Raw genomic sequence first — 22,495 nt, forward strand, 5'->3', positions numbered from 1 at the left:
GGCGTTCCAGCGCTGACGGGCACTCCGGCGCCGACGGGGCGGAGCGGGTCAGAGGCCCCAGGTCTGCCCGGCGGCCCAGGACTCCAGCGTGCGCCACTCCACGGCCGGGGTCTCGGCGTGCAGGGTGTCGGTGTCGATCTCCAGGCCGACCTCCTGGAAGTAGCGGAACATCGCGGCGAGGTCCTGGGAGTAGGTCTCGACGACAGACAGCGGCACCTCCTGGCAGCGGACCGGCCGGCCGGCCGCCGCCGTGATGGCAGCGGCGATCTGTTCGCCGGTGCACCACTGGGAGGCGATGTCGATGCGCCGCCCCGCGTAGTCGTCCGGGTGGGCCAGGACGTGGGCGGCGAAGTCGCCGATGGTCTCGGCGGCGATCACCGGGAGGGGGACGCCGGGGGGCATGGGCAGCGGGAAGACCCCCTCGCGCAGCGAGGCGAGGGTCCAGTCGTTGGCGTAGTTGTCGAGGAAGGCCGCCGGGCCGATGACCGTCCAGGGCAGGTCGAGGCTGGCGAGGTGCTGTTCGATGCGCTGCTTGGAGTCGAAGTGCGGGATGCCGGTGGAGCGGTCGGCGTTGGTGGCGGAGGTGAGGACGACGTGCCGCACGGTGCCGGCGGCGCGGGCGGCGTCGAGCAGGGCGATGCCCTGGCGGACTTCGGTGTCGAGGTCCGTCCCGAACGGGGTGGACATCGCGAAGAGGCTCCCGGCACCGTCGAGGGCGGCGGCGAGCGAGGCCGGGTCGTCGAAGTCGGCACGGACCGGCTCGGCGCCGAGGGCGGCGAGTTCGCGGGCGGCCGGGGAGCCGGGGTCGCGGGTGAGGGCCCGGACCGGGCGGCCGGCCCGGAGCAGGGCCCGGGCGGTGGCGCCGCCCTGGGCGCCGGTGGCTCCGGTGACGGCGACGGGGGGTCGAGATATTATCTGCGTCATGCAGACAACATATGAAGAGATCTCTGCGTGACGCAAATGATTAACGGCCTGCCGGTTACCCTGGCCCCATGACCCCCCACCGCGACGAACTGCTGGCCCGGCTCTGGCCGCTCTCGCGCCGCTACCTGGCCTCCTACGTGCTGTTCAACCAGGCCGTCGCGGACCACCTCGGCATGCACCCGACCGACGTCCAGTGCCTCAACCTGCTCACCCTGGAGGACGGCCCCGTCACCACCGGCCGGGTCGCCGAGCTGACCGGACTGACCAGCGGCTCGGCGACCCGACTGGTCGACCGCCTGGAGAAGGCGGGCCTGGTGGCCCGGCAGCGGGACGAGGCCGACCGCCGCCGGGTGCTGGTCGCCGTCCTCCCCGACGCACTGGCGCGCTTCGGGGAGGTCTGGCGCGAGCTCGGCGGCGACTGGGCCGCGATCTTCGCCGAGGACAGCGAGGACGAGCTGGCCTTCCTGCTCCGGCACATGAACCGCACGGTCGAACTCAGCCACCGGCAGATCGCCCGCCTCGCCGACACGGACCTGCGCCCCCGGGGCGACCGGGACTCCTAGGGCCGCCAGGACTCCGGACCCGACCAGGCCTCCCCCGCCCGACAAGGCCCCCGCCTGACCAGGCCCCCGCCCCCGTCAGGTCTTGCGCAGCTCCGGCGCCGGCACCCCGATCAGCAGCCGGCGGACGGCGTCCCAGGCGGCCCGCAGGGCGGCGGCGCAGGCGCGGGTGTCGGAGTCGAGCAGCCGCAGCCAGGCACCGCTGTCCTGCGGCAGCACGCTGACCCCGTACAGCAGGCCGCGGTCGGCCAGGGCCTCGTGCAGCGCGTCGGCGATCCGGGCGGCGGGGGCGAGCGGGCTGAGCACGTAGAGGCTGGACATCACGTCGTGCCCGCCGAGTACGGCGGGGCCGGTGACGCCGGCCCCGGCGGGCTCCAGCCGGACGGTGTCCAGGGCCACCAACTCGCCGTCGGGGCGCCGCACTTCGAGGTCCGAGGCGAAGACCTGGTAGGCGTTGCGCTCACCCCGGGCGAGGCGGCCGGCGAGGACGGTCTCGCCCGCCAGGACGGTCGCCCCCCGGTCCACGGTGAGCACCGTGCGCTGGTAGAGGCGCGAGTCGACGAAGGGGATCACCGGCTCGGGCAGGTACTCCACGTAGGCGCCGGGGCCGGCCTCCAGATTGACCAGCTGCGTCGCGTAGTCGTACTCCATCCGGTAGACCTTGGTGGCCGCCTGGGTGGTCAGGTGGACCGCCGTGTCGGCCCCGCAGCGGATGTCGGTGCGCAGCCGGTCGGCCTGGAGGATGCCGCCGCCGGTGGACATCAGCAGGGTGACGGCGAGGTCGGGGCGGGCCGGGTCGAAGTACAGCGGGCGCATGATCTGCAGCGGCGACTTCTGGTAGTGGCCGGTGAGTTCGGTGCGCCCGCCGATCCGCTCGAAGGCCAGCTCCAGCAGTCCGACCTTGCCGGGGCGCCCGACCGCGAGGGTGTCGGGCGTCCCGGCGTACCGGCGGACCGCCTGCGGGACCCGGGCCGGCTCGTAGTGCCGGGGGTCGAGCCGGGGCACCGGCCGCCGCCCCTCGGGGGCCCGCGCGGCCACCGTCATGCCGGGACCTTGCGGAAGGTCTCCAGGAAGGTCGCGATCTCCTCCAGCCCCTCCCCCGTCAGGCAGTTGGTGAGCACCACCGGTCCGCCCTCGCGGACCCGCCGGGCGTCGGACTCCATGACGCCGAGGTCGGCGCGCACGTACGGGGCGAGGTCGGTCTTGTTGATGACCAGCAGCTCCGACTCGGTGATGCCCGGGCCGCGCTTGCGGGGCATCTTCTCGCCCTCGGCGGTGTCGAGGACGAACAGGAAGAGGTCGACCAGCACCGGGCTGAACGTCAGGGTCAGGTTGTCGCCGCCGGACTCGTACAGCAGGGTGTCGACGTCGGGGAAGCGCTCCAGCATCTCGGCCCCGGCGGCCAGGTTCATGGTCGGGTCGTCGCGCACGGCGGTGTGCGGGCAGGCGCCGGTCTCGACGCCGACCACCCGTTCCGGGTCGAGCACCCCGGCGAGGGTGCGGCGGACGTGCTGGGCGTCCTCCTGGGTGTAGATGTCGTTGGTGATCACCGCCGGACGGTGGCCGCGCTCGATCAGCACCGGCACCAGCGCCTCGATGAGCGCCGTCTTGCCGGAGCCGACCGGGCCGCCGATGCCCACCCGGAGCACGTTCTCGGTCATGGGGTCCTCCTCCATTCGTAGGGGTGTCCAGCGTTCAGCGGGGTGTTCAGCTCGCGAACAGCCGGGCCTCGGCCCGTTCGTGCCGTCCGGACATCGCATCCGCGACCGGTACGCAGCCGCCGAGGTCCGCCAACTCCCGCTCCAGCGCGGCCGCCACGACCTCGCGGATGACCGGGGCGGTGGCCCGCAGCACCACCTGCGCCTTGCGGTGGTCGGTCAGCCGCAGCCGCAGCGCGGCGCCGACGAAGCTGGTGCAGAAGGCGAACAGGTCGCCCGCCACGGCCTGTTCGACGGGGACGGCGGCCGAGGCGTAGGCGACCCCGGCGGCCACCGCCTGGCAGCCGGGGGCGCGCTTGTCCGCGACCAGGGCGGCGTACCGCTCCAGCGGCTCGCCGCCCACCGACTCCCGGGCGATGTCCAGGAGTTGGCGCCCGGTGCGGGTGGCGGCGAGCCTCAGCTCGCGGTTGAGCTTGGTGGCGTGCAGCCGCTGGTCGGTCTCGGCGAGCAGCGCCCAGTCCCCGGCGTCGGCGGCCCGGTGGGCCAGGGCGAGCGCCGTGGCGTCGGCCGGTCCGACGCTGTGCCGCAGCAGGTCGGCGAGCAGCACCGGCATGGTGTCGGCGGTGACGGCCTTGGCCTGGGCGTAGCCCTCCAGGCCGTGCGAGAGGGTGTAGAAGCCGCTGGGGAAGGCCGAGTCGGTCAGCTGGAGGCTGACCAGCAGGGCGTCCAGGCCCGCACCCGCGGGGCCCGGGTCCGTCGGGCCCGGGCCGGCGGGCACCGGATCCGCGGGCACCGGGTCGGCGGGCCCCGGGTCGGCCCTGCTCATGCGAGGTAGAACAGGTGGTTGAGCGGCAGTTCGCGGGCCGGCTCGATGGTCGCGGGCTCGCCGTCCAGGGTGACCTTGTACGTCTCCGGGTCGACCGCGATCTTCGGCAGCGCGTCGTTGCGCACCATGTGCTGCTTGCCGACCGAGCGGCAGTGCCGCACCGGCAGCACCCGGCTGTCCAGGCCGAGTTCCTTCGGCACCCCGAGGTCGACGGCGGCCTGGGACATGAAGGTGATCCGGGTGGCCTGCTTGGCCCGCCCGAACGCCCCGTACATGGGCCGGTAGTAGACCGGCTGCGGGGTGGGCAGCGAGGCGTTGGGGTCGCCCATCAGCGCCCAGTTGATGAGGCCGCCCTTGATGACCAGCTTGGGCTTGGCGCCGAAGGAGTTGATCGGCCACAGCACGATGTCGGCGAGCTTGCCGGGCTCCAGCGAGCCGATGTGCTCGGCCGTGCCGGAGGCGATCGCCGGGTTGATGGTGAGCTTGGCGAGGTAGCGCAGCACCCGGACGTTGTCGTTGCGCTCGCTGTCGCCGGCCAGCTTGCCGCGCTGCGCCTTGCAGTGGTGGGCGGTCTGGAAGGCGCGGGTGAAGGACTCCCCGATCCGGCCCATGGCCTGCGAGTCGGAGGAGAAGATCGAGATGACGCCCTCGTCGTGCAGCACGGTCTCGGCGGCGATGGTCTCGGCGCGCACCCGGGAGTCGGCGAAGGAGACGTCCTCGGGGATGTCATGGCTGAGGTGGTGGCAGACCATCACCATGTCGAGCAGCTCGTCCACCGAGTTGACGGTGTAGGGCAGGGTCGGGTTGGTGGAGGACGGCAGCACGTTGGGCTCGCCGGCGATCCGCATGATGTCGGGGGCGTGGCCGCCGCCCGCGCCCTCGGTGTGGAAGGTGTGGATGGTGCGGCCGTCGATCGCGGACAGGGTGTCCTCGAAGAAGCCGGACTCGTTGAGGGTGTCGGTGTGGATGGCCACCTGCACGTCGTACTCGTCGGCGACCCGCAGCGCGCTGTCGATGGCCGCCGGGGTGCTGCCCCAGTCCTCGTGCACCTTGAGCCCGCACACCCCGGCCTCGACCTGCTCGCGCAGCGCGCCCGGCAGCGAGCCGTTGCCCTTGCCGAGCAGGCCGACGTTGACCGGGAGGTCCTCGACCGCCTGGTACATCCGCCCGATGTTCCACGGGCCGGGGGTGCACGTGGTGCCGTTGGTGCCGTCGGAGGGGCCGGTGCCGCCGCCGATCAGGGTGGTGATGCCGTTGCTCAGCGCCTCCTGGGCCTGCTGCGGGGCGATGAAGTGGATGTGGGTGTCGATGCCGCCGGCGGTGGCGATCAGGTGCTCGCCGGAGATCACCTCGGTGCCGGGGCCGATCACCAGCTTGGGGTGCACCCCGCTCTGGGTGTGCGGGTTGCCGGCCTTGCCGACGGCGGTGATGAAGCCGTCCTTGACGCCGATGTCGCCCTTGACCACGCCGAGCACCGGGTCCAGCACGACGACGTTGGTGATCACCAGGTCGAGCGCGCCCTGCGCCGAGGTGGCGGCCGGGTCCTGGGCCATGCCGTCGCGGATGCCCTTGCCGCCGCCGTAGACGGCCTCGTCGCCGTAGTGGCCCTGGTTGAAGTCCTGTTCGACCTCGACCACGAGGTTGGTGTCGGCCAGGTGGAAGCGGTCACCGACGGTGGGGCCGAAGAGGTCGGTGTACTGCTTGCGGGACAGCATGGCCATCAGCGGTCGCCCTCCGAGTGGGTCCGGGTGTGGAAGTCCCTGCCGTGCAGGTCGTCGTCCTTGAGGTCGAGGTTGGTGCCCTTGAAGCCGCGCGCGATGGCCCGGTCGATGGCCCGGGCACGGGTGTCGCGCGCGGTGGTGCCGCCGTCCACCAGGTTGCTGAAACCGACCAGGCGGCGGTGCCCGCCGAACTCGGCCAGGGTGACGTCCTTGGTGTCACCCGGCTCGAAGCGGACGGCGGTGCCGGCCGGGATGTCGAGGTGCTTGCCGAAGGCGGCGTTGCGGTCGAAGTCGAGGGCGCGGTTGGCCTCGAAGAAGTGGTAGTGGGAACCGACCTGGATCGCGCGGTCGCCCGTGTTGCTGACCGTGATCGTGGCCTTGGCGCGGCCGGCGTTGATCTCCACCGGGTCGTCGCCGTACAGGTATGCGGCGCCACCGGACATGGCTGGCCTTCCTCTCTGCCGGTTCAGTGGGGGGTGTGTGCGGGTGCTGGTGCGTGGGGGTGGGGGTGGGTGTCTGCGTGGGGGTGGGGGTGGGGATGGGGGTGCGTGGGGGCGTGCGGGTGGCCGTGGTGGTGGTGCGCCTCGCCCGGGCCGTGGCTGTGGGCGTAGCCGTGGCCGTGCTCGGCGTCGAGGCCGGCCAGGATGCCGTCCTCGCCGTGGCCGAGCAGGTGCAGCGCCGCCGCCGTGCGGGCCGCGACCACTCCGGCGATCGCGGCCGGGCGCAGCAGCGGGCCGCCGTCCCGGACGCCCTCGCCGGTCGGGCCCGGGGGCAGCGCGGTGCCGAAGGAGGCCGGGACGACCGTGACCCGCCCGGCGCCGAGCAGCCGGCAGCGTTCGACGCCCTCGGCCGGGTCGGGGTCGCCGCCCGTGAAGGCGACCTCGACCCGGTGGTGGCGCCCGTACTGGCGGACCAGCCGGGCGATCCGGAACAGTTCGGCGTCCTCGAAGGGCCCGGCCGCCGGGGCGGTGACCAGGACGGCGTCCCCGTCACCGGCCGTGGCCGCGGCGGCGCGCAGCCAGCCGATCAGGTGCTCGGCGGCGCCGAAGGGTGCGGTGAGCGCGAGCCGTCCGCGGCCCTCGCCGGCGGCGAGCCAGCGCAGCGCGCGGGCGCTGTCGGCGATCAGTTTCGGGTCGCGGCCGAGGGTCATCGGGACGACGCACACCGGCCCGTCCCCGGCCGCCAGGGCGGACCGGACGGCTTCGGCGAGCGGGCGCCCGGCGGCGGCCGCCGCGTGCACGGCCGGCGCGCCCACCCCGGGCGGGTGCCCGACCAGGGCGGCCAGGTCGCGGCCGCCGTCGCTCTCGTGCCCGCCGGCCAGCACGACCGTGGCGGACTGTGGTGCGGTCATGGGTCAGGCACCGACCGGGTCGTGACAGGAGACCAGCTTGGTGCCGTCCAGGAAGGCGGCCTCGACCTGGAGCAGCGGCAGCATCTCGCGGACGCCGGGCATGACCTCGGCGTTGCTGACGACCTGCTTGCCGATCTCCATGCACTCGGCGACGGTGCGGCCGTCCCGGGCCCCCTCCATGATGGCCTCGCTGATCAGCGCGCAGGCCTCGCTGTAGTTGAGCTTGACGCCGCGGTCGCGGCGTTTGCGGGCCAGATCGGCCACGACGTAGATGTAGAGCTTGTCCATCTCACGCGGGGAGAGGTTCATCGGAACCACTTCTCCTTTCCGAGAATCCGACGAAATGCAAGTCATAGGAATTGCAGGGGAGTTGGCCGACGGAATACCAGGTTAGGGCGACTACGGGTTCAGATCCGACGCAGCCGGGGAATCGCCGGCGCCGCCGCCAGGAACAGCAGGGTGGTCAGGACGAACGGCCAGGTGAAGGCGTGGCCGCCGAACGGCGCGGTGACCGCGCCGAGCGCCGGGGTCAGCACGGTGGCGGCCGCCGCACCGAGCACGGCGTAGGCCGCGCTCCAGCCGTCCGGGGCGATGAACACCCCGCACAGCGCCAGCGCCACCAGCACGCTGCTGTAGCCGAGCAGCCCCTGCTCGACCGCCTCCGCCGGGGCGCCCAACACCCTGGCGGTGAGCAGTGCGGTGGCGCTGCCGACGCAGGCCATCAGCCCGGCGAGCCGGCCGGCCGCGAACAGCCCGGCCAGGAACAGCAGGCCGACGTACCACTGGGGCATGAGGAAGACCTGGCCGATGTTGGCGAAGAACCCGTGCCAGAGGTGTTCCCAGCTCAGGCCGGTGCCGCCGGTGGCCGGTGCGGGCAGCGCGGCCGGGCTGCCGCCCTCCGGCCACAGCCGCCGGAACCCGGGCGCGGCCACCGTGACGGCGGTCGCGACCAGGCAGAACGGCGCGGTCAGCGCGGGCAGTCCACGCCCTTCCAGCAGCACCCCGAGCCCGGCGGTCACCACCACGGCGACCACCGCGCCGAGCACCGCGACCACGACCGTGGCCGGGCGGCCCGGGCCGAGGAACACCGCGCAACCGAGCGCCACCAGACACCCGTTGTACCCGGTCAGCCCCGCCTCGACGGTGTCCCGCCGCAGCCGGAGAGCGTACCCGGCGGCGGTGGAGACGGCACTGCCCAGCAGGCCGTAGACGCCGTACTGCCAGCCGGCGGCGAACAGTGCGACGACGAAGAGGAGTCCGCACACGGCGGACGGCATGAAATCGACCTGGGCGACACCGCGCAGGACTTCGACGACCAACTTGACGGATAGCGGACGGACCACCGGCGGAACCCCTTCCGGGACTCCTTCCCCACCCTTTTGCAGACCCATGCGGCGCACCAATTCCCCGGTACGGCCGAGGGGGCTCGGGAGATTGCTCGGGAGCCCGTTCGGCGATTCGTTGGGAACCGTACTCCTGCGGATTGCGGAGCGGGATGGGCGCGGTGGGTCACGCCAAATCGACGGTGGGTGACGACAGGGCCGCTGAGCTGCAACATTCTGTTGAAATCAACGCCCGGCGGAGTGGTTGCGGAGGGCAATTCTTTGCGAAGTTTTACTCGCCCTCGACAAGCGCCGGAATATGACCATGTCAAGTAATTCTTGACAAATTCCGCCGATCCCGGCAATACGGACAGCGGAAACCATGGGAAAGCTGTGGGAAAGCTGTGAAGCACCAGGTGGATGTGGCGGAAGTGTGGTCGGATCGGGGCGCCGGCGCACACGGCTCCGGTCAGGCCGCCGCCGGCACCCCGCCGCCGAGGTGGCGCAGCAGGAAGCCCTCCGAGGCCGCCGCCTCGAAGTCGGGCACCGCCAGATGACCCCCGGCGTTGGCGTACAGCGTCTTCTCCCGCGAGCCCAGCGCCCCGTACAGCGCCAACGCGCCCTCGCGCGGCTGGAGTTCGTCGTCCCACTGGAGGACGAACTCCACCGGCACAGTCACCCGCCCGGCCGCCTCCGCCAGCGCGGCGTTCCCCGCCAGGCCGAACACCGCCGCCACGATGCGGGGTTCGACCGCCGCGAGCGGGACGCCGATCACCGTGCCGAGCGACAACCCCCAGTAGCCGACCGGCCCCAGGCCCTCCCCCGTCGCGTCCGCCAGGGCGTCCAGCACCGCCCGCCACTCCGGCACGGCCCGCTCCGCGAGCGCCGCCGTGTGCCGGGCCACCCACGCGCTGACCGGACGCCCGGCCGCCAGCAACTGCCCGATCTCGGTGGCGAACCGCTCGTCCTGCGCGGTGCGCGCCCGCTCGCCGTGCCCGGGCGCGTCGATCGCCACCGTCGCCCACCCGTACCGCCGCGCGCAGCGCAGCGCCCGCTCCCGCGGCCCCCAGCGGCCCTGCCCGCCCCCGCCCCCGTGCCCGAGCAGCACCAGCGGCCGCGCGCCGGGGCCCGTACCGTCAGGGCCGGGAGGGCCGTCGGGGCCGGGAGGGCCGTCGTCGGGGCCGGGAGGGCCGTCGTCGGGGCCGGGAGGGCCGTCGTCGGGGCCGGGAGGGCCGTCGTCGGGGCCGGAGCCGTCCGGCTGCCAGAGCACGCCGGGTACGCCGTCGAGGACGAAAGGGCGTTCCAGGACGCCGTCCGAGCTGGTCTCCGAGGTGAAGTGCACCCGTCCATGATGGCCCCCGACGCACGTTCGAGTCCGGCCTTTTCAGCCCCTGGCCGATACTCGCCGGAGCCGCCCCGGCCCGGACCGCCGCACACGCACCACCGCCCTGCTACCGCGCCGCCGCGGCCCCGCCGCGGCCCCGCCGACGCCCCGCCGACGCGCCGCCACCGCCCGGCCGGCGCCCTGCTACCGCGCGGCCGAGGACTCCCGCAGGAAGTCCGTCAGCAGTGCCGTCACCTCCGCCGGGCGCTCCAGGCTCGGCAGGTGGCCGGCCCAGGGCAGTTCGAGGTGGCGGACGTGCCGGGCGTTCGGCAGCAGGCCCGGCAGTTCGGCGGCGATCGCGCGGTAGTCCGGCAGGTCGTGGGCGCCCGCGACGGCCAGGGTCGGGGCGGTGATCCGGGCGAGGTCGGTCTCCTCCTGCTCCGGACCGCCCGTCGCGTCCCACTGCACCTCGAAGGCGTGGCGCTGCATCCGGCGGACGAACGCGCGGGTCTCCTCGTCGGCCTCCGGGCCCAGCCAGGTGCGGACGTTGAGCTCGACGGCGCCGTCGAGGTCGTCCGCCTCCACCAGCGCCTCCTCCTCGGCTCCGAAGGCCCGCAGGGCCTCGGAGGGCTGGTGGCCCGGCCGGCCGGCGCCGAGCAGGGCCAGGGCGGTGACCGCCTGCGGGCGCAGCGCCGCCACCGTCAGGGCCGTCCGCCCGCCGTACGAGGCGCCGACCACCGCGGTGGACTCGATGCCCAGGTGGTCGAGCAGGGCGAGGACGTCGGCGCCGGCGGCGTACGGCCCGTCGGCGAGCGGCGTCCCGCCGAAGCCGCGGAAGTCGCAGCGGACGACGCGGTGGCCGGCGTCGAGCAGCGCCTGCCACTGCGCGTCCCACATCCGCCGGTCGCACACCGCGGAGTGGAGCAGGAGGACGGCCGGACCGGCACCTGAGTCGTCATGGGAGAGGATCATGCGGCGGATGGTAGCCGTGGGAAGGGTGGGGCGCGAACCTTTTCTCCGCGGAGTAAGCGCTTCCGGCCCCGGGTGGGCTCTTGGTGGGTGAGGAGGTGCTCATGGGAGAACCGAAGAACACACGGGACGAGGAGTTCCAGACGTTCATCGTCGCGGCCTGGCCACGGCTGGTGCGGACGGCGTTCCTGCTGGCCGGCGAACAGTACGCGGCCGAGGACCTGGTGCAGTCGGCGGCGGAACAGGCCTGCGCGGCCTGGTCGAAGGTGCGCCGGGCCGACGATCCGTACGCCTACGTGCGGCGGATCCTGGTGAACCAGCACGCCCGCCGCTGGCGCCGCCGGCCGCCGGAGCTGCTGGTCGACGCGGTGCCGGACGCGGCCGGGCCGGAGGACGGCTTCGCCCGCTCCGACCAGCGCGGCGCACTGCTGGCCGCGCTCGCCACCCTGCCGCCGCGCCAGCGCGAGGCAGTGGTGCTGCGCCACTGGGAGGACCTGAGCGACAGCCAGACGGCGCTGGCGATGGGCTGCTCGGTGGGCGCGGTGCGCAGCCACGCGGCGAAGGGCATAGCGAAGCTGCGGCTGGTCCCGGCGCTGGTGGAGACGATGGACAGGACTGAGATCGGAGGGGCGGTATGACCATGGAGAACCCGGAAGCGGGCAAGGACACCGATCTGTGGGTCGGGCTGGGCCTGGCCGAGGCGGCGTCGACGGCGCGGATCGGACCGGTGCCGGTGGCGGACATCGTGGCGGGCGGCCGGCGGATCCGGCGCCGTCGCCGGACGGCGGTCGGCGCCGTGGCGCTGGCCTCGGCGGTGCTGCTGGCGGGCGGGGCGATCAGCCAGCTGCGGCCGGCCCCGGCCGCCTCCCAGCCGCTGGTCGCCGCGGGCACCGGCCACGGCTCCGGCACCGGCGGCCCGCCGACCCCCACGGCGGGCACGCCCACCACCCCGTCCGCGCGGGACCCGTTCACCCCGCTCCGGGTGGTGCTCGGGCAGGGCACCACGGCGGACGGCAAGGAGTGGAAGCTGTGGCAGGCGGTGTGGCCGACCGCGCCCAAGGACCGGGCGTACGAGCAGGCCCTCGCCGTGTGGCAGGAGCGCAGCCCGTACGACTCGGCGGTCGGCAAGCCCACCCCGGAGTACGTCGACCAGTACTACGACGCCGGCTCCGACGTCATCAACACCTACTTCACGGTCGACGGGGTCCGGCAGAGCCACGACTCCGAGGGCATCACCCCTGCCCCCGGCAAGCTCGACCCCCGCAGCGGCGCGTACATCGCCGGCGGCCTCCAGGGCGCCCGCGGCAAGGGCGACACCGTGGCACCGGGCGAGATCGTCGCGCTCAGCCTCGGGCCGGACATCGCCCGGGTGAAGGTCACCTGGACGGACGGGAGCGTCACCGAACCGACCATCGTCACCGTGGGCGACCTGCCGCTGCGCCAGGTCGTGGTGGCCCGGCCGGCGGGCAAGACGGCCAAGCTGTGGGAGTTCTTCGACCGGAACGGCGCCAAGCTCCCGGACTCGGGGTCGCAGTTCCTGACCTCCTGACGCCCTGGCCCCTGGCCTCCTGGCTCCGCCCGGGTCGTCAGCCCAGCAGCAGCCTCGCCGCCACCTCCGCCCCGTCCGTACGGATCTCGCGTGCGAGCGCCGTCGCCCGCGCGGCGACCTCCGGGGCCCGCGCCGCTCGGAGCGCGGTGGTCAGCGAATCGACGGTGGGGACGGCCCCGTCGTGGTCCACGCCGATCCCCAACTCGGCGACACGGCCCGCCCAGTAGGGCTGGTCGACCATCTGCGGGACCACCACCTGCGGGACCCCGGCCAGGGCGGCCGCGGTGGTGGTGCCCGCGCCGCCGTGGTGGACGACGGCGGCGACCCGGGGGAACAGCGCCTGCTGGTTGACCTCGCCGACGGCGAAGCAGTCGCCCCCGCCGTCGGCGAGGGCCAGCTCCGCCCAGCCCCGGGCGAGCACCGTCCGCCGCCCCAGGGCCCGCGCGGCCGTCACCGCGTCGCGGGCCGCGTCGGGCGCGCCGCGCATCGGCATGCTGCCGAAGCCCACGTACACCGGGGCCTCCCCGGCGTCCAGGAAGGCGGACAGGGCAGCGGGCAGCGGGCGGTGGTCGGGCAGCAGCCAGGCCCCCGTCTGCACGACCGTGTTCCCGGCGAACTCCGGCCACGGGCCGAGGAGTTGGTCGGTGGCCAGCCAGGGGCGGTCGGTGAGGACGTGGTCGCGCACACGGTCCACGGCGGGCAGGCCCACCGAGGCCCGGTGGGCGTTGACCGGCTCGCGGAACAGCGCGTCCATGGTGCGGATGTTCTCCTGCCACAGCTCCCGGTTGTCCGTCACCCCCGGCGGGTGCGGGTGGCCCGGGTACTCGAACGGCGGGTGGTGCGGGGAGGGCAGCATGGTCGGCTGGAGGGCGACGTACCGGAAGCGGGCGCCGACCGTCTCGGCCGCCGACCGGGCGCCGGCCACCGCAGGGAACAGCCCGGTGGCCACCACCGTGTCCCCCGGCCCGGCGGTCGCCGCGACGGCCTCGTGGAACTGCCCGACCATCGTGGCCACCCGCCGGGGGAAGTCCCCGGGCGCGGGCGGCGCCCCGTTCACGGCCGCCCGCACCGCTGCCCGCACGTCCGGTCCGACCGGGACGAGCTCGACCCCGTCGACGGCCAGCCGCCGGGCGAACTCCTCGTCCGGCGGAGCGCACACCCGCACCGGCACGCCGAGTTCCCGCAGCTTCACCGCGAGTCCCGCCAGCGGCTGGACGTCACCGCGCGAACCGTAGGTGGAGAGCACCACACGCATCCTGACATTCCTCCCGTTCTCCCCAGGAACCACCCTGGAGGGGGAGATTCTGCGGCACGACCGGGGCCTTGCGGCAAGACCCCCCGTGCGCTATAGCTTGAGAGTGGCGGGGAGCGCGTACGGTCATCCGCGCAGGACCGCCACCACCCCCCCGACCAACTGCCGTGCCCGGTCCACCGTCGCGGCCAGCGCCTCGGGCGTCTCCCCGGCGGAGCCGAGCAGTTGACGCACCCGGGCCTCGAAGTCGACGGGCACACCGTCGAGTTGACCGGCGACGGCCAGCGCGCCCTTCTCGTTCAGGCACCAGCGCCGGTCCCGCGCATACAGCGCCTGCACCAGCACGCCGACCGCCCGGGACAGGCAGAGCGACACGTACAGCACGTCGCCCCGCCCCGCGCCCTTCGCGGCTGCGCCGACCAGGAACTCCGCCTCCCAGGCCCCGGCCGTCAGGGCCGCCCGCAGCGGTTCGGGATAGTCCGCGACCTGCGCCCGCAGGGTGGCCAACTCCCCTGCCGGGTCGGCGAGTACGCGACCGAGCGCGAGCTCCCCGACGTAGCAGGGCGACCAGAATCCGAGCGGGTGCCCGGCCTGCACGCCGACCTCGTAGCGGCCCGCGCGGCAGTCCGCCCACACCCGCTCGACCCGGTCGAGGTCCCGCAGGATCCAGTCCACGGCGACCCCGCCGACCCGCAGCCACGCCCCACCGTTCACCCACGGCCCCCAGCCGCCGGGCCCGGCGACCTCGGCCCCGGGGCCCGCCACCTCCCCCAGGGCGGCGAGGTCCAACTCGCCCCGGTAGTACACCCCGAGGTCCCAGTCGGACTCCGGCCGGTGCTCCCCCCGCGCCCGGCTGCCCCCGAGCATCACCCCCACCACGCCCGGAACTTCGGCCAGCCGGGCCGCCATGTGCTCGATGTGCTCGGTGATCGCCTGCATGACGGGCATTCTGGCGCGCCCACCGCCCCCTGGCCCACCGCATTCCAGCCCGGCGGGCAGCGCCGTGGACGGCCCCCGCCGCCGGGAACGGCTCCCTCGGGTCGACGGGCCGCGAGGGCCCGTCGCGTCAGGACCCGCCTGATCCTCGGCCGGTCAGGTGGGCGGCCAGGTCTTCGGCCAGGCGGGCGGGGTGGCCCCGGCGGCGGCGGGCGAGGGCGAGGCCGAGGTGGCGGCGGGGGCCGGGTTCGGCGAGGGGGAGGGCGACCAGGTCGGGGTGCGGGGCGAGGCCGATCTCGGGGATGAGGGCGATGCCGATCCCGCCCCGGACGAGGGACTGGGCGAACTCGTAGTCGGTCGCGGTGCAGCAGATCCGCAGCTCGACCCCGGCCAGGGCGGCGTGGTGGGTGAGCTGGCCGGCGGACTTGCGACAGCCCAGGATCCAGCGCTGGTCGGCGAGTTCGGCCAGGTGCGGCGGCTCGGGCCGGTCCCGGTAGCGGATCGCGGCCGGGTGCCGGACGGGCAGGACGACCCGCAGCGGGTCCGCGCCGAGCGGGGTCCAGTCCAGGCCGGAGCGGTCGCCGGGGCGGCTGGGCGGCGGCCCGTCGAGGTGGTAGGCGAGGGCGAGGTCGGCCCGGCCTTCGCGGACGGCGGGCAGGCTCTCCTCCGGCTCCGCCTCCAGGACGGTGAGTTCCACCTCGGGGTGGTCGGCGGCGAAGGCGGCGAGCGCCGCGGGCAGCAGGCGGCGGCCGCCGCTGGCGAAGGTGGCGACGGTCAGGGCGGTCCGTTCGGCGGTCAGCCGGTCGATCCGCTGCCGGGTGTCGGCGAGTTCGGCGGCGATCGCGTCGGCCGCCTCGACCAGGAGGCGGCCCGCGTCGGTGAGGGTGACACCTCGGGTGGAGCGCTCCACGACGGGCGCGCCGAGGCCGCGTTCGAGGGCGGCGACCTGCTGGGAGACGGCCGAGGGCGTGCAGTGCAGGGCCTGCGCCGCCTGGTTGAAGCTGCCGCGGCGGGCGACCTCCCGCAGTACGGCCAGCCGCTGGACGTCGATCAACAGTTCTCCTTATGACGAGGGCTCCAGCTCGACACTACTGCTGTCGCCCCGTGCGCGGCAGGCTGACCACCGAAGCCGACCCGCAGAGGGCGGGGCGGCACAGTGCGGGACAGCACGGCATGGGACGGCACGGTACGGAACCGGGCCGGACAGAGGGGATCCGAACGATGGACGTGTGCGTGATCGGCGGGAGCCGCTACTTCGGCAGGCAGTTGATCGAGGAGCTCCGCGACGCGGGCGCCGCGGTGACGGTGGTCAACCGCGGCTCGGTCCCCGCCCCGCACGGCGTGACCCACCTGCGCGCCGACCGCAACGACGAGGCCGCGCTGAACGCCGCGCTCGGCGACCGGCGCTTCGACGCCGTCGTGGACCAGGTCTGCTACACGCCCGTCCAGGCGGCCGTCACCGCGCGGGTCTTCGCCGACCGCACCCCGCGCTACCTGCTCACCTCCACCGTCGAGGTCTACGCCCACCTCGGCCGCCCCGGCGGCGCACCGCTGCCGGAGCAGGCGCTCGACCTGTCGGCCGAGCGGGTGGACCTGCGACTCCCCTGGTCCGAGCAGGAGTTCCGGTCGGAGAACTACGCCGAGGGCAAGCGCCAGGCGGAGGCCCTGCTCACCCGGCTGGCCCCCTTCGACCTGGTCGCCGTCCGCACCGCGCACGTCCTCGGCGGCGCCGACTTCACCGGTCGGCTGGCGCACTACGTGGAGCGGATCGGGCGCGGCCTGCCGGTGGCCGTGCACCCGTCGCCGCAGCGCGCGTCCTTCGTCCACGCGCCGGAGATCGCCCGGTTCCTGGCCTGGGCCGCGCAGGCGGACTTCACCGGCCCGGTCAACGCGGCCTCCCCGGAGGCCCTGGACGTACGGGAGCTGTCCGCCGTGGTCGGCCAGGTGGTCGGCCGGGAGCCGGAGTTGGCCGTCCCCGGTGCGGACGGGCCGCACTCCCCGTTCTCCTTCGACCACTGCTACGCGATGGACACCGGCCGGGCGGCCCACCAGGGCTTCCGCTTCTCCCCCGTCACCGACTGGCTGCCCCAGGCCGTCAAGGAGGCCCACGCATGAGCACGCTCCCCACGACTCCCGCCACCCGCCGGATCGGTGGCCTCGGCGTCGGCGCGATCGGCCTGGGCGCGATGCCCCTGTCGGTCGAGGGCCGCCCGGCCGAGGAGCAGGCCGTCGCCACCGTCCACGCCGCCCTGGACGCGGGCGTGACGCTGATCGACACCGCCGACTCCTACCACTGGCACGCGGACGAGGTGGGCCACAACGAGCGCCTGGTCGCCCGCGCCCTGGCCACCTACGGCGGCGGCACCGACGACGTGCTGGTGGCGACCAAGGGCGGGCGGGGCCGCCCCGGGGACGGCAGTTGGACGGTCGACGGCGACCCGCGCCACCTGCGCCGGGCCGCCCGGGCCTCGGCCGCGCGGCTGGGCGTCGAGGCCATCGGCCTCTACCAGCTGCACAAGCCCGACCCGGCCGTGCCCTTCGCCGACTCGGTCGGCGCGCTGCGCGAGCTGGTGGACGCGGGGACGGTACGGCTGGTCGGCATCTCCAACGTGGACTGCGCGCAGATCCGCACCGCCCGGGAGATCCTCGGCCCGCACCTGGTCTCCGTTCAGAACCGTTTCTCCCCGGCGTACACCGCCACCCGCGACACCCTCGACCTGTGCACCGCACTCGGCCTGGCCTTCCTCCCCTGGAGCCCCCTCGGCGGCATCTCCACCAGCGCCGTCGACGACCCGGGCGCCGCCGCACCGGCGACCGACACCCCGTTCCACGCCCTCGCCCGCGCCCGGGGCGTCAGCCCCCAGCAGATCTGCCTGGCCTGGCACCTCGCCCAGTCCCCCGGCGTCCTGCCGATCCCCGGCGCCCGCCGCCCCGCCTCCGTCCGCGACTCCGCCGCCGCGGCCGGGCTCGTGCTGACGGCCGAGGAACTGGCGACACTGCACCTGTAGTCGCCCGTACGACACCCGTAGTGCCGGGGTCGAGCGGCGGCTCAGGCCCCCGCCTCCGTGGCGGCCCGCTCGGCGGCGCTGCGGAGCACGCAGAACTCGTTGCCCTCGGGATCCGCGAGCACCGCCCACCCGGTGCCGTCCGGCTCGCGGCGGTCGGCGACGAGGGTGGCGCCGAGCTCCAGCAGCCGTGCCACCTCCTGGTCGCGCGGGCCCTCCGGGCGCAGGCACAGGTGGAGGCGGTTCTTGGCCGTTTTCGGCTCGGGCACCTGACTGAAGTACAGCACCGGCCCCTCCGCGAGCATCACCGCCACCTCCTCGTCGCCGGGCCCGTCGTCCGGGCCGAGCGGTCGGCCCGTCACCTCACTCCAGAAGCGGGCCAGTTCATAGGCGTTCGCACAGTCGACCGCCACGTTCTGCACTACCGAGACCATGCGTCCGAGCCTCCCCGATTCCCGCGCCGGCCGCCACCGGGTTGCGCACCGACCGCCACCGGGTTGCGCACCGGGAACCATCCGAGCGGGTACGAAGTCCTGTACGGAGTGAATCCCGATGCAGCAGCCCAGAACCCGCCGGCCCGCCCCCAGGTCAACCAGATCAACCGCAGGCGGCTGCTGTTGAGCGCGGCGGGCGGCATCGGCGCGCTCGCCGTCGCGGGCGGGGCCCGCTGGTGGGCGGACCGGAGCGCCGAGCACGGCCCCCGGCTCTGGAGCACGACGGCCGCGAACGGGCGGCTCCTCCTGGCCGACGGCCCGCAGCGGGACCTCTACGTCTCCGGGTCCGACGGCAACCTGCGCGCGCTCGACCCCCGCACCGGCGCCGTCCGCTGGAGCCGGGCGGTCGACTCGCCCGACGCCGTCTCCGCCTACCTGGGCGGCCGCCCGTCGGCGGTGGGCGACGGCGCGGTGTACACGGCCACCTCGACCGGGCTGCAGGCCTTGGACGCTGCCACCGGCGAGGTGCGCTGGCAGGTGCCGGTGCCGGAGTGGGCCGAGCTCCCCGCCGAGCAGACCCCGGTCACCGTCGGCGGCGGCCTCGTGTTCGCGGTCCACGGGGGCGCACTGCACGCCCACGACCCGGCCACCGGCGAAACGCGCTGGAGCAAGGCGTCCGGTGCCGGGGGCTTCCTGGCCGCGGACGGCGACACCGTGTACACCGGCGGGGCCGGGGCCCGCGCCTTCGACGCGCGCACCGGCGAGCAGCGCTGGATGCAGGAGACCGTCCCCGGCGTCAACACCACCCCCGTCGTCCACCGGGGCGCCGTCCTGCTCACGTACGCCGGCTGGACCCCGACCACCACATGGGTCTGCTCACTGGAGGCGGCCACCGGCCGGGTGCGCTGGCAGCGCATGCAGCACGGCGCGACCAACCACCCGCTGTCGGCCGCGGACGGGACGGTCTGCTTCCTCAGCGGGACGCAGCTGGTCGGGATGGACACGGAGACCGGCGAGCCGCGTTGGACGGCCACCGTGACCCTGGGGCTGGGCCGCGGCGAGAGCTCGATGACCACCGCGAACGGCGTCGCCTACGTCGGCACCAACGACGACCGGCTGTTCGCCTTCGACCTCACCACCGGCAGCCCCCGCTGGCAGGACGCCCCGGACAACCTCCGCTCCGGCACCGGGTACACCTACGTCTCGCTGGCCGCCGCCGGCTCCACCGTCTACCGCAGCAGCCTCACCGGCCTCCAGGCCCTGGGCACCCTGACCTGAGGCCGGACTCACCCGGCGCCACGGGCGAACCGCATCGAACACCGGCGGTGGGCCCCGTCGTCCCGGTACGTCCGCTCCACCAGCCGCCACCCCGCCGCCTCGATCCGCTCGACGTACCGCGCGAGGTTCCGGTCCGGATGCACGGGGTGCAGGCGGATGCTCCGCTCGTGCCCGGCGTCGCCCCGCTCCCAGCACCGGGCGGCATGACTGTCCACGGGACCGAGGCCACGGGGCACGTGTCGCTCCATGCGGGCGATCGTAGGCGGGACCGGGACGTTCGAGCACCCGGCTTTCCCGTCGGCCGCCCCGGGATCCCCATAGGCGCGAAAACGCGATCTGCGGCAAGCTCGGAGCGGTGGTGCCGAGCGGAGACCGAGAGGCGGCGGGCATGACGGAAGCGACGATACGGGCCAACGAGACGACAGTGCCGGTGATGCCGTGCGTTTCGGTGGAGGAGACGCTGGAGTTCTACCGGGCACTGGGGTTCGAGGTCACCTTCCAGCAGACCCGGCCCTACCTCTACCTGGCACTGGAGTGGAGCGGTTTCGCCCTGCACTTCGGAACACCGCCGAAGAACACCGACCCGGGCCAGGAGGAGGTGGGAGGCTGCCTGGTCATGGTCGACGATGTCGCGGCCTACCACGCCGAGTTCAGCAGAGCCCTGCGCGCCGCCTACGGGAAGGTCCCGGCCAAGGGCAGGCCGCGCATCACCCGGTTCCGGCCGGGGGCAAGCCGGTTCACCATGGTCGACCCGTCCGGGAACTCGGTCATCTTCATCCAGCGGGACGAACCCGCAGGGCTGGAGTACGGCGGCTCGAAGGAGCTCACAGGGCTGGCCAGGGCCCTCGACAACGCCCGGATCCTCAGCGAGTTCAAGAACGACGACCGCGCCGCCCTGCGGGTCCTCACCACCGCCCTGCGTAGGCACGGGCCCACCGCACCGCCCGTGGACACGGCCCGGACGCTCACCACGCTGATCGAGCTCGCCACTGCGTTGGACGAGACCGAAGGCGTCGACGGATGGCGTCAACGATTGAACGCCCTCGACCTCACCGACGCCGAACGTGGCCCGGCGGGCATGCCCCGAGGTTCCGCCGTCCGCCCGGCCGTCGTGGGAACCGATGGGCGGCCGGTGCGGGCGGGTAGCTTGTGACGGGGTCACCCGGCGCCGGAGAGCGGCGAGTTCCCGAGCAGACGGAGGTGGGGCACGGTGGCGACGTACGTACTGATCCACGGCGCGGCGGCGGACGCGTGGTACTGGGGGCCGCTGGCCGCCGAGTTGCGCGGCCGGGGCCACGAGGTGATCGCACCGGACCTGCCGTGCCGGGACGAGTCGGCCGGGCTCGGCGCGTACGCGGACGCGGTGGTCGGGGCGATCGGCGGCCGGACCGAACTCGTCGTCGTGGCGCACTCGTTCGGCGGTTTCACCGGGCCGCTGGTGTGCGCGCGGGTGCCGGTGGACCTGCTGGTCATGCTCCAGGCCCAGATCCCGGCCCCGGGCGAGACGCCGGGCGCGTGGTGGGACACCACCGGGTACGGCGGGGCCCGGCAGGAGGCCGACCGGCAGCGGGGCGTCCCCGAGGGCGCCGAGGAGGACCCGGTCACCCTCTACCTGCACGACACCCCGGCGGAGCTCGCCGCCGAGCTGATGACGCATCACCAACAACCGCAAGCAGCTGCGCCGTTCGGCGACCCGTGGCCGCTGGGCGCCTGGCCGCAGGTGCCGACCGAGGTCCTGCTGTCGGCCGGCGACCGGTTCTTCCCGGTGGAGTTCATGCGGCGGCTGGCCGTCGAGCGGCTCGGCATCGAGCCGGACGAGATGCCCGGCGACCACCTGCCGATGCTCGGCCACCCGGAGGAACTGGCCGAGCGCCTGGAGGCGTACCGCGCGCAGCTGTAGCGGCCCCGGCACGCGGGAGGAACGGGAAGTCGGCAGCGTCGACTTCCCACTCCTCGCGGTTCACGGGTGCGAGTTGCCGGGAGTCCGGCTGTGGCCGGGTTCAGGTGGCATCGGGGGCGGCGGCATCGGCTGACCCATCCAGGTGAAACACCGTGACCACTCGGGCCGACACCTCCCGAGCTGCGGACGAACCGCACCGCCACCCACCTAGCTTCGCGGCTGAGCGGGCCCGACCGAACGGGCTCGCGACTACCTAGATCTAGGAGTGAGCAGCAGTGCGCATCACCCACAAGGCCGTCGCGATCCTCGCGGCGGCCGTCTCCTTCTCCGGCCTCACCGTCCTCAACTCCGGCACCGCCACGGCCGCCGTCCCGGTCACCGCCTCCCTCCAGGTCCAGAGCGACAACACCAACCTGGACGAGAACCTCGGCACCACCGTGCTGACCCGCGACCCCAGCTTCACGTACCAGAACTGGACCCTCACCCCGCTCGGCGACGGCAGCTTCACCATCAAGGGCACCCACTACGGCAAGTGCATCGCGAGCAACGGCCTCGGGGCGAACGTCACCCAGAAGCCCTGCAACGCGAACGACCTCGCCCAACGGTGGTACCTCGACCCGGGCCTGGACTTCACGGCCATCGCGAGCGCGAAGTACCTGGACACCGTCCTCCAGGCCAACGGCCTGGACCGGCCCGTCACCACCGAGTTGTCGCTCGGCACCACGAACCAGCAGTGGACCCCCTACTTGAAGTGACGCCCTTTCAGGTGCCGGTCCGCCGCCACCCAGCGGCGGGCCGGTACCGCACCGTCGAGGTCGCCTTCCTCACCCTCGCGACCGCCACGGCTGCGCCGTCCCAGCGAAACGCCTGAACCAGTTGGCCTACCCTCATCGAGTCGTCCACAAACGACCCACCTCGCGCCCCTAGTTTCGCGGCCGGGCGAGCCCACCCCGGGCTCGCCGACCCCTCGAACTAGGAGAAGCAGTGCGCATCACCCAGAAGGCCGTCGCCACCCTCGTGGCGGCCGCCTCCCTCACCGGCGGCGCCGTCCTGAACTGCGGAACGGCCTCGGCCGCTGTCCCGGTCACCGCTTCCCTCCAGGTCCAGAGCGACTTGAACAACCTGGACGAGTACCTCGGCGGCGAGGTCTGGACCCGCGACCCGAACCTCACCTACCAGGTCTGGACCCTCACTCCGCTCGGCAACGGCACCTTCACCATCAAGGGCACCCACTACGGCAAGTGCCTCGCTGCCGCCGGCCCCGGCAAGGCCGTCACCCAGCAAAACTGCGACGCGACCAACCTCGCCCAGCGGTGGATCGTCGAACCGAGCGTGGACGCCACGGCCATCGCCAGCGTGAAGTACCTGGACTACGTCCTCCAGGCCAACGGGCAGGACCAGCGGGTGACCACCGAGCTGTCGGTCGGTTCCCAGAACCAGCAGTGGACCGCCTACGAGAAGTAGCGCAGACCCGGCCCCGGCCAGC

The 22,495-nt window shown here is 74.1% G+C and carries 26 protein-coding genes; 10 read left to right on the top strand and 16 right to left on the bottom strand.

From position 1 onward, the window contains the following. Positions 1–48 precede the first annotated feature (48 nt). On the bottom strand, positions 49–924 hold the full coding sequence (locus ACFC1T_RS25430) for an NmrA/HSCARG family protein (protein WP_375892062.1): 876 nt from the start codon (positions 922–924) through the stop codon (positions 49–51). Positions 925–992: 68 nt separating this feature from the next. Between ACFC1T_RS25430 and ACFC1T_RS25435 the strand changes: the two genes are divergently transcribed. After that, on the top strand, positions 993–1,487 hold the full coding sequence (locus tag ACFC1T_RS25435) for a MarR family winged helix-turn-helix transcriptional regulator (protein ID WP_375892064.1): 495 nt from the start codon (positions 993–995) through the stop codon (positions 1,485–1,487). Between the two features lie 75 nt (positions 1,488–1,562). Here the strand turns inward: ACFC1T_RS25435 and ACFC1T_RS25440 are convergent, their stop codons facing one another. The 10 genes from ACFC1T_RS25440 to ACFC1T_RS25485 all read right to left on the bottom strand — a co-directional run bounded on the left by ACFC1T_RS25440 (position 1,563) and on the right by ACFC1T_RS25485 (position 10,658). Continuing rightward, positions 1,563–2,528, bottom strand: coding sequence for an urease accessory protein UreD (locus ACFC1T_RS25440; RefSeq protein WP_375892066.1), 966 nt, complete (start codon positions 2,526–2,528; stop codon positions 1,563–1,565). After that, positions 2,525–3,145, bottom strand: a complete 621-nt coding sequence (ureG, locus tag ACFC1T_RS25445; protein WP_375892068.1) for an urease accessory protein UreG — start codon at positions 3,143–3,145, stop codon at positions 2,525–2,527. The genes ACFC1T_RS25440 and ureG overlap by 4 nt, the downstream gene beginning before the upstream one ends. 46 nt (positions 3,146–3,191) lie before the next feature. Continuing rightward, positions 3,192–3,968 carry an urease accessory protein UreF gene (locus ACFC1T_RS25450; RefSeq protein ID WP_375892070.1) on the bottom strand — a complete coding sequence of 259 codons (777 nt, stop codon included), beginning with the start codon at positions 3,966–3,968 and terminating at the stop codon, positions 3,192–3,194. Then, a complete protein-coding gene (ureC, locus tag ACFC1T_RS25455; protein WP_375892072.1) occupies positions 3,965–5,689 on the bottom strand; it encodes an urease subunit alpha in 1,725 nt (574 codons plus the stop codon). The genes ACFC1T_RS25450 and ureC overlap by 4 nt, the downstream gene beginning before the upstream one ends. Beyond that, positions 5,689–6,132 (bottom strand): urease subunit beta, encoded by a 444-nt coding sequence (locus tag ACFC1T_RS25460; protein ID WP_375892073.1) that lies wholly within the window; start codon positions 6,130–6,132, stop codon positions 5,689–5,691. Before ACFC1T_RS25460 ends, ureC begins: the two co-directional genes overlap by 1 nt. 23 nt (positions 6,133–6,155) lie before the next feature. Beyond that, positions 6,156–7,040, bottom strand: coding sequence for a sirohydrochlorin chelatase (locus ACFC1T_RS25465; RefSeq protein WP_375892075.1), 885 nt, complete (start codon positions 7,038–7,040; stop codon positions 6,156–6,158). Between the two features lie 3 nt (positions 7,041–7,043). Continuing rightward, a complete protein-coding gene (locus tag ACFC1T_RS25470) occupies positions 7,044–7,349 on the bottom strand; it encodes an urease subunit gamma (RefSeq protein ID WP_188310190.1) in 306 nt (101 codons plus the stop codon). Between the two features lie 98 nt (positions 7,350–7,447). After that, a complete protein-coding gene (locus ACFC1T_RS25475) occupies positions 7,448–8,383 on the bottom strand; it encodes an urea transporter (RefSeq protein WP_375892077.1) in 936 nt (311 codons plus the stop codon). Positions 8,384–8,831: 448 nt separating this feature from the next. Next, the gene (locus ACFC1T_RS25480; RefSeq protein ID WP_375892078.1) at positions 8,832–9,704 is read right to left on the bottom strand and encodes an alpha/beta hydrolase; all 873 of its coding nucleotides are present in this window, start codon (positions 9,702–9,704) and stop codon (positions 8,832–8,834) included. 186 nt (positions 9,705–9,890) lie between these two features. Next, positions 9,891–10,658 (bottom strand): alpha/beta fold hydrolase, encoded by a 768-nt coding sequence (locus tag ACFC1T_RS25485; protein ID WP_375892079.1) that lies wholly within the window; start codon positions 10,656–10,658, stop codon positions 9,891–9,893. A gap of 101 nt (positions 10,659–10,759) precedes the next feature. On the opposite strand from ACFC1T_RS25485, the gene ACFC1T_RS25490 reads away from it, so the two are divergent. Together ACFC1T_RS25490 and ACFC1T_RS25495 are read left to right on the top strand one after the other, a co-directional pair. After that, positions 10,760–11,293 carry a SigE family RNA polymerase sigma factor gene (locus ACFC1T_RS25490; protein WP_375892080.1) on the top strand — a complete coding sequence of 178 codons (534 nt, stop codon included), beginning with the start codon at positions 10,760–10,762 and terminating at the stop codon, positions 11,291–11,293. Continuing rightward, positions 11,290–12,204, top strand: a complete 915-nt coding sequence (locus tag ACFC1T_RS25495) for a hypothetical protein (protein WP_375892082.1) — start codon at positions 11,290–11,292, stop codon at positions 12,202–12,204. The genes ACFC1T_RS25490 and ACFC1T_RS25495 overlap by 4 nt, the downstream gene beginning before the upstream one ends. A 37-nt stretch (positions 12,205–12,241) precedes the next feature. Here the strand turns inward: ACFC1T_RS25495 and ACFC1T_RS25500 are convergent, their stop codons facing one another. From ACFC1T_RS25500 to ACFC1T_RS25510, 3 genes are all read right to left on the bottom strand, one after another. Further along, positions 12,242–13,459 carry a glycosyltransferase gene (locus tag ACFC1T_RS25500; protein WP_375892083.1) on the bottom strand — a complete coding sequence of 406 codons (1,218 nt, stop codon included), beginning with the start codon at positions 13,457–13,459 and terminating at the stop codon, positions 12,242–12,244. Positions 13,460–13,582: 123 nt separating this feature from the next. After that, complete coding sequence (locus tag ACFC1T_RS25505; RefSeq protein ID WP_375892084.1) at positions 13,583–14,395, bottom strand: nucleotidyltransferase domain-containing protein; 813 nt, start codon at positions 14,393–14,395, stop codon at positions 13,583–13,585. Between the two features lie 127 nt (positions 14,396–14,522). Next, positions 14,523–15,446, bottom strand: coding sequence for a LysR family transcriptional regulator (locus tag ACFC1T_RS25510; protein ID WP_375892086.1), 924 nt, complete (start codon positions 15,444–15,446; stop codon positions 14,523–14,525). Positions 15,447–15,613: 167 nt separating this feature from the next. Here ACFC1T_RS25510 and ACFC1T_RS25515 point away from each other — a divergent pair, with 167 nt between their 5' ends. Together ACFC1T_RS25515 and ACFC1T_RS25520 are read left to right on the top strand one after the other, a co-directional pair. Beyond that, positions 15,614–16,507 carry an NAD-dependent epimerase/dehydratase family protein gene (locus ACFC1T_RS25515; RefSeq protein WP_375892088.1) on the top strand — a complete coding sequence of 298 codons (894 nt, stop codon included), beginning with the start codon at positions 15,614–15,616 and terminating at the stop codon, positions 16,505–16,507. Beyond that, entirely contained in the window at positions 16,504–17,400 is an 897-nt protein-coding gene (locus tag ACFC1T_RS25520) for an aldo/keto reductase (RefSeq protein ID WP_375892090.1), read from the top strand. The genes ACFC1T_RS25515 and ACFC1T_RS25520 overlap by 4 nt, the downstream gene beginning before the upstream one ends. A gap of 41 nt (positions 17,401–17,441) precedes the next feature. Here ACFC1T_RS25520 and ACFC1T_RS25525 read toward each other — a convergent pair whose 3' ends face one another. Then, on the bottom strand, positions 17,442–17,831 hold the full coding sequence (locus ACFC1T_RS25525; protein ID WP_375892092.1) for a VOC family protein: 390 nt from the start codon (positions 17,829–17,831) through the stop codon (positions 17,442–17,444). A 108-nt stretch (positions 17,832–17,939) separates the two neighbouring features. Here ACFC1T_RS25525 and ACFC1T_RS25530 point away from each other — a divergent pair, with 108 nt between their 5' ends. Then, complete coding sequence (locus ACFC1T_RS25530) at positions 17,940–19,109, top strand: PQQ-binding-like beta-propeller repeat protein (RefSeq protein ID WP_375892093.1); 1,170 nt, start codon at positions 17,940–17,942, stop codon at positions 19,107–19,109. A gap of 8 nt (positions 19,110–19,117) precedes the next feature. On the opposite strand, the gene ACFC1T_RS25535 is transcribed toward ACFC1T_RS25530, so the two are convergent. Continuing rightward, on the bottom strand, positions 19,118–19,357 hold the full coding sequence (locus tag ACFC1T_RS25535) for a hypothetical protein (RefSeq protein ID WP_375892094.1): 240 nt from the start codon (positions 19,355–19,357) through the stop codon (positions 19,118–19,120). A gap of 185 nt (positions 19,358–19,542) precedes the next feature. On the opposite strand from ACFC1T_RS25535, the gene ACFC1T_RS25540 reads away from it, so the two are divergent. The 4 genes from ACFC1T_RS25540 (at position 19,543) to ACFC1T_RS25555 (ending at position 22,473) form a co-directional block, all read left to right on the top strand. Then, positions 19,543–20,262 carry a glyoxalase gene (locus ACFC1T_RS25540; RefSeq protein ID WP_375892096.1) on the top strand — a complete coding sequence of 240 codons (720 nt, stop codon included), beginning with the start codon at positions 19,543–19,545 and terminating at the stop codon, positions 20,260–20,262. Positions 20,263–20,319: 57 nt separating this feature from the next. Next, positions 20,320–21,009, top strand: coding sequence for an alpha/beta fold hydrolase (locus ACFC1T_RS25545; protein WP_375892098.1), 690 nt, complete (start codon positions 20,320–20,322; stop codon positions 21,007–21,009). 275 nt (positions 21,010–21,284) lie between these two features. After that, a complete protein-coding gene (locus tag ACFC1T_RS25550; RefSeq protein ID WP_375892100.1) occupies positions 21,285–21,764 on the top strand; it encodes an RICIN domain-containing protein in 480 nt (159 codons plus the stop codon). A 229-nt stretch (positions 21,765–21,993) separates the two neighbouring features. Continuing rightward, positions 21,994–22,473: an RICIN domain-containing protein gene (locus ACFC1T_RS25555; protein ID WP_375892102.1), complete on the top strand. Its 480-nt coding sequence runs from the start codon at positions 21,994–21,996 to the stop codon at positions 22,471–22,473. Positions 22,474–22,495: the final 22 nt, after the last annotated feature.

Source organism: Kitasatospora sp. NPDC056076 (assembly GCF_042266305.1).
Classification (GTDB): Bacteria; Actinomycetota; Actinomycetes; order Streptomycetales; family Streptomycetaceae; genus Kitasatospora.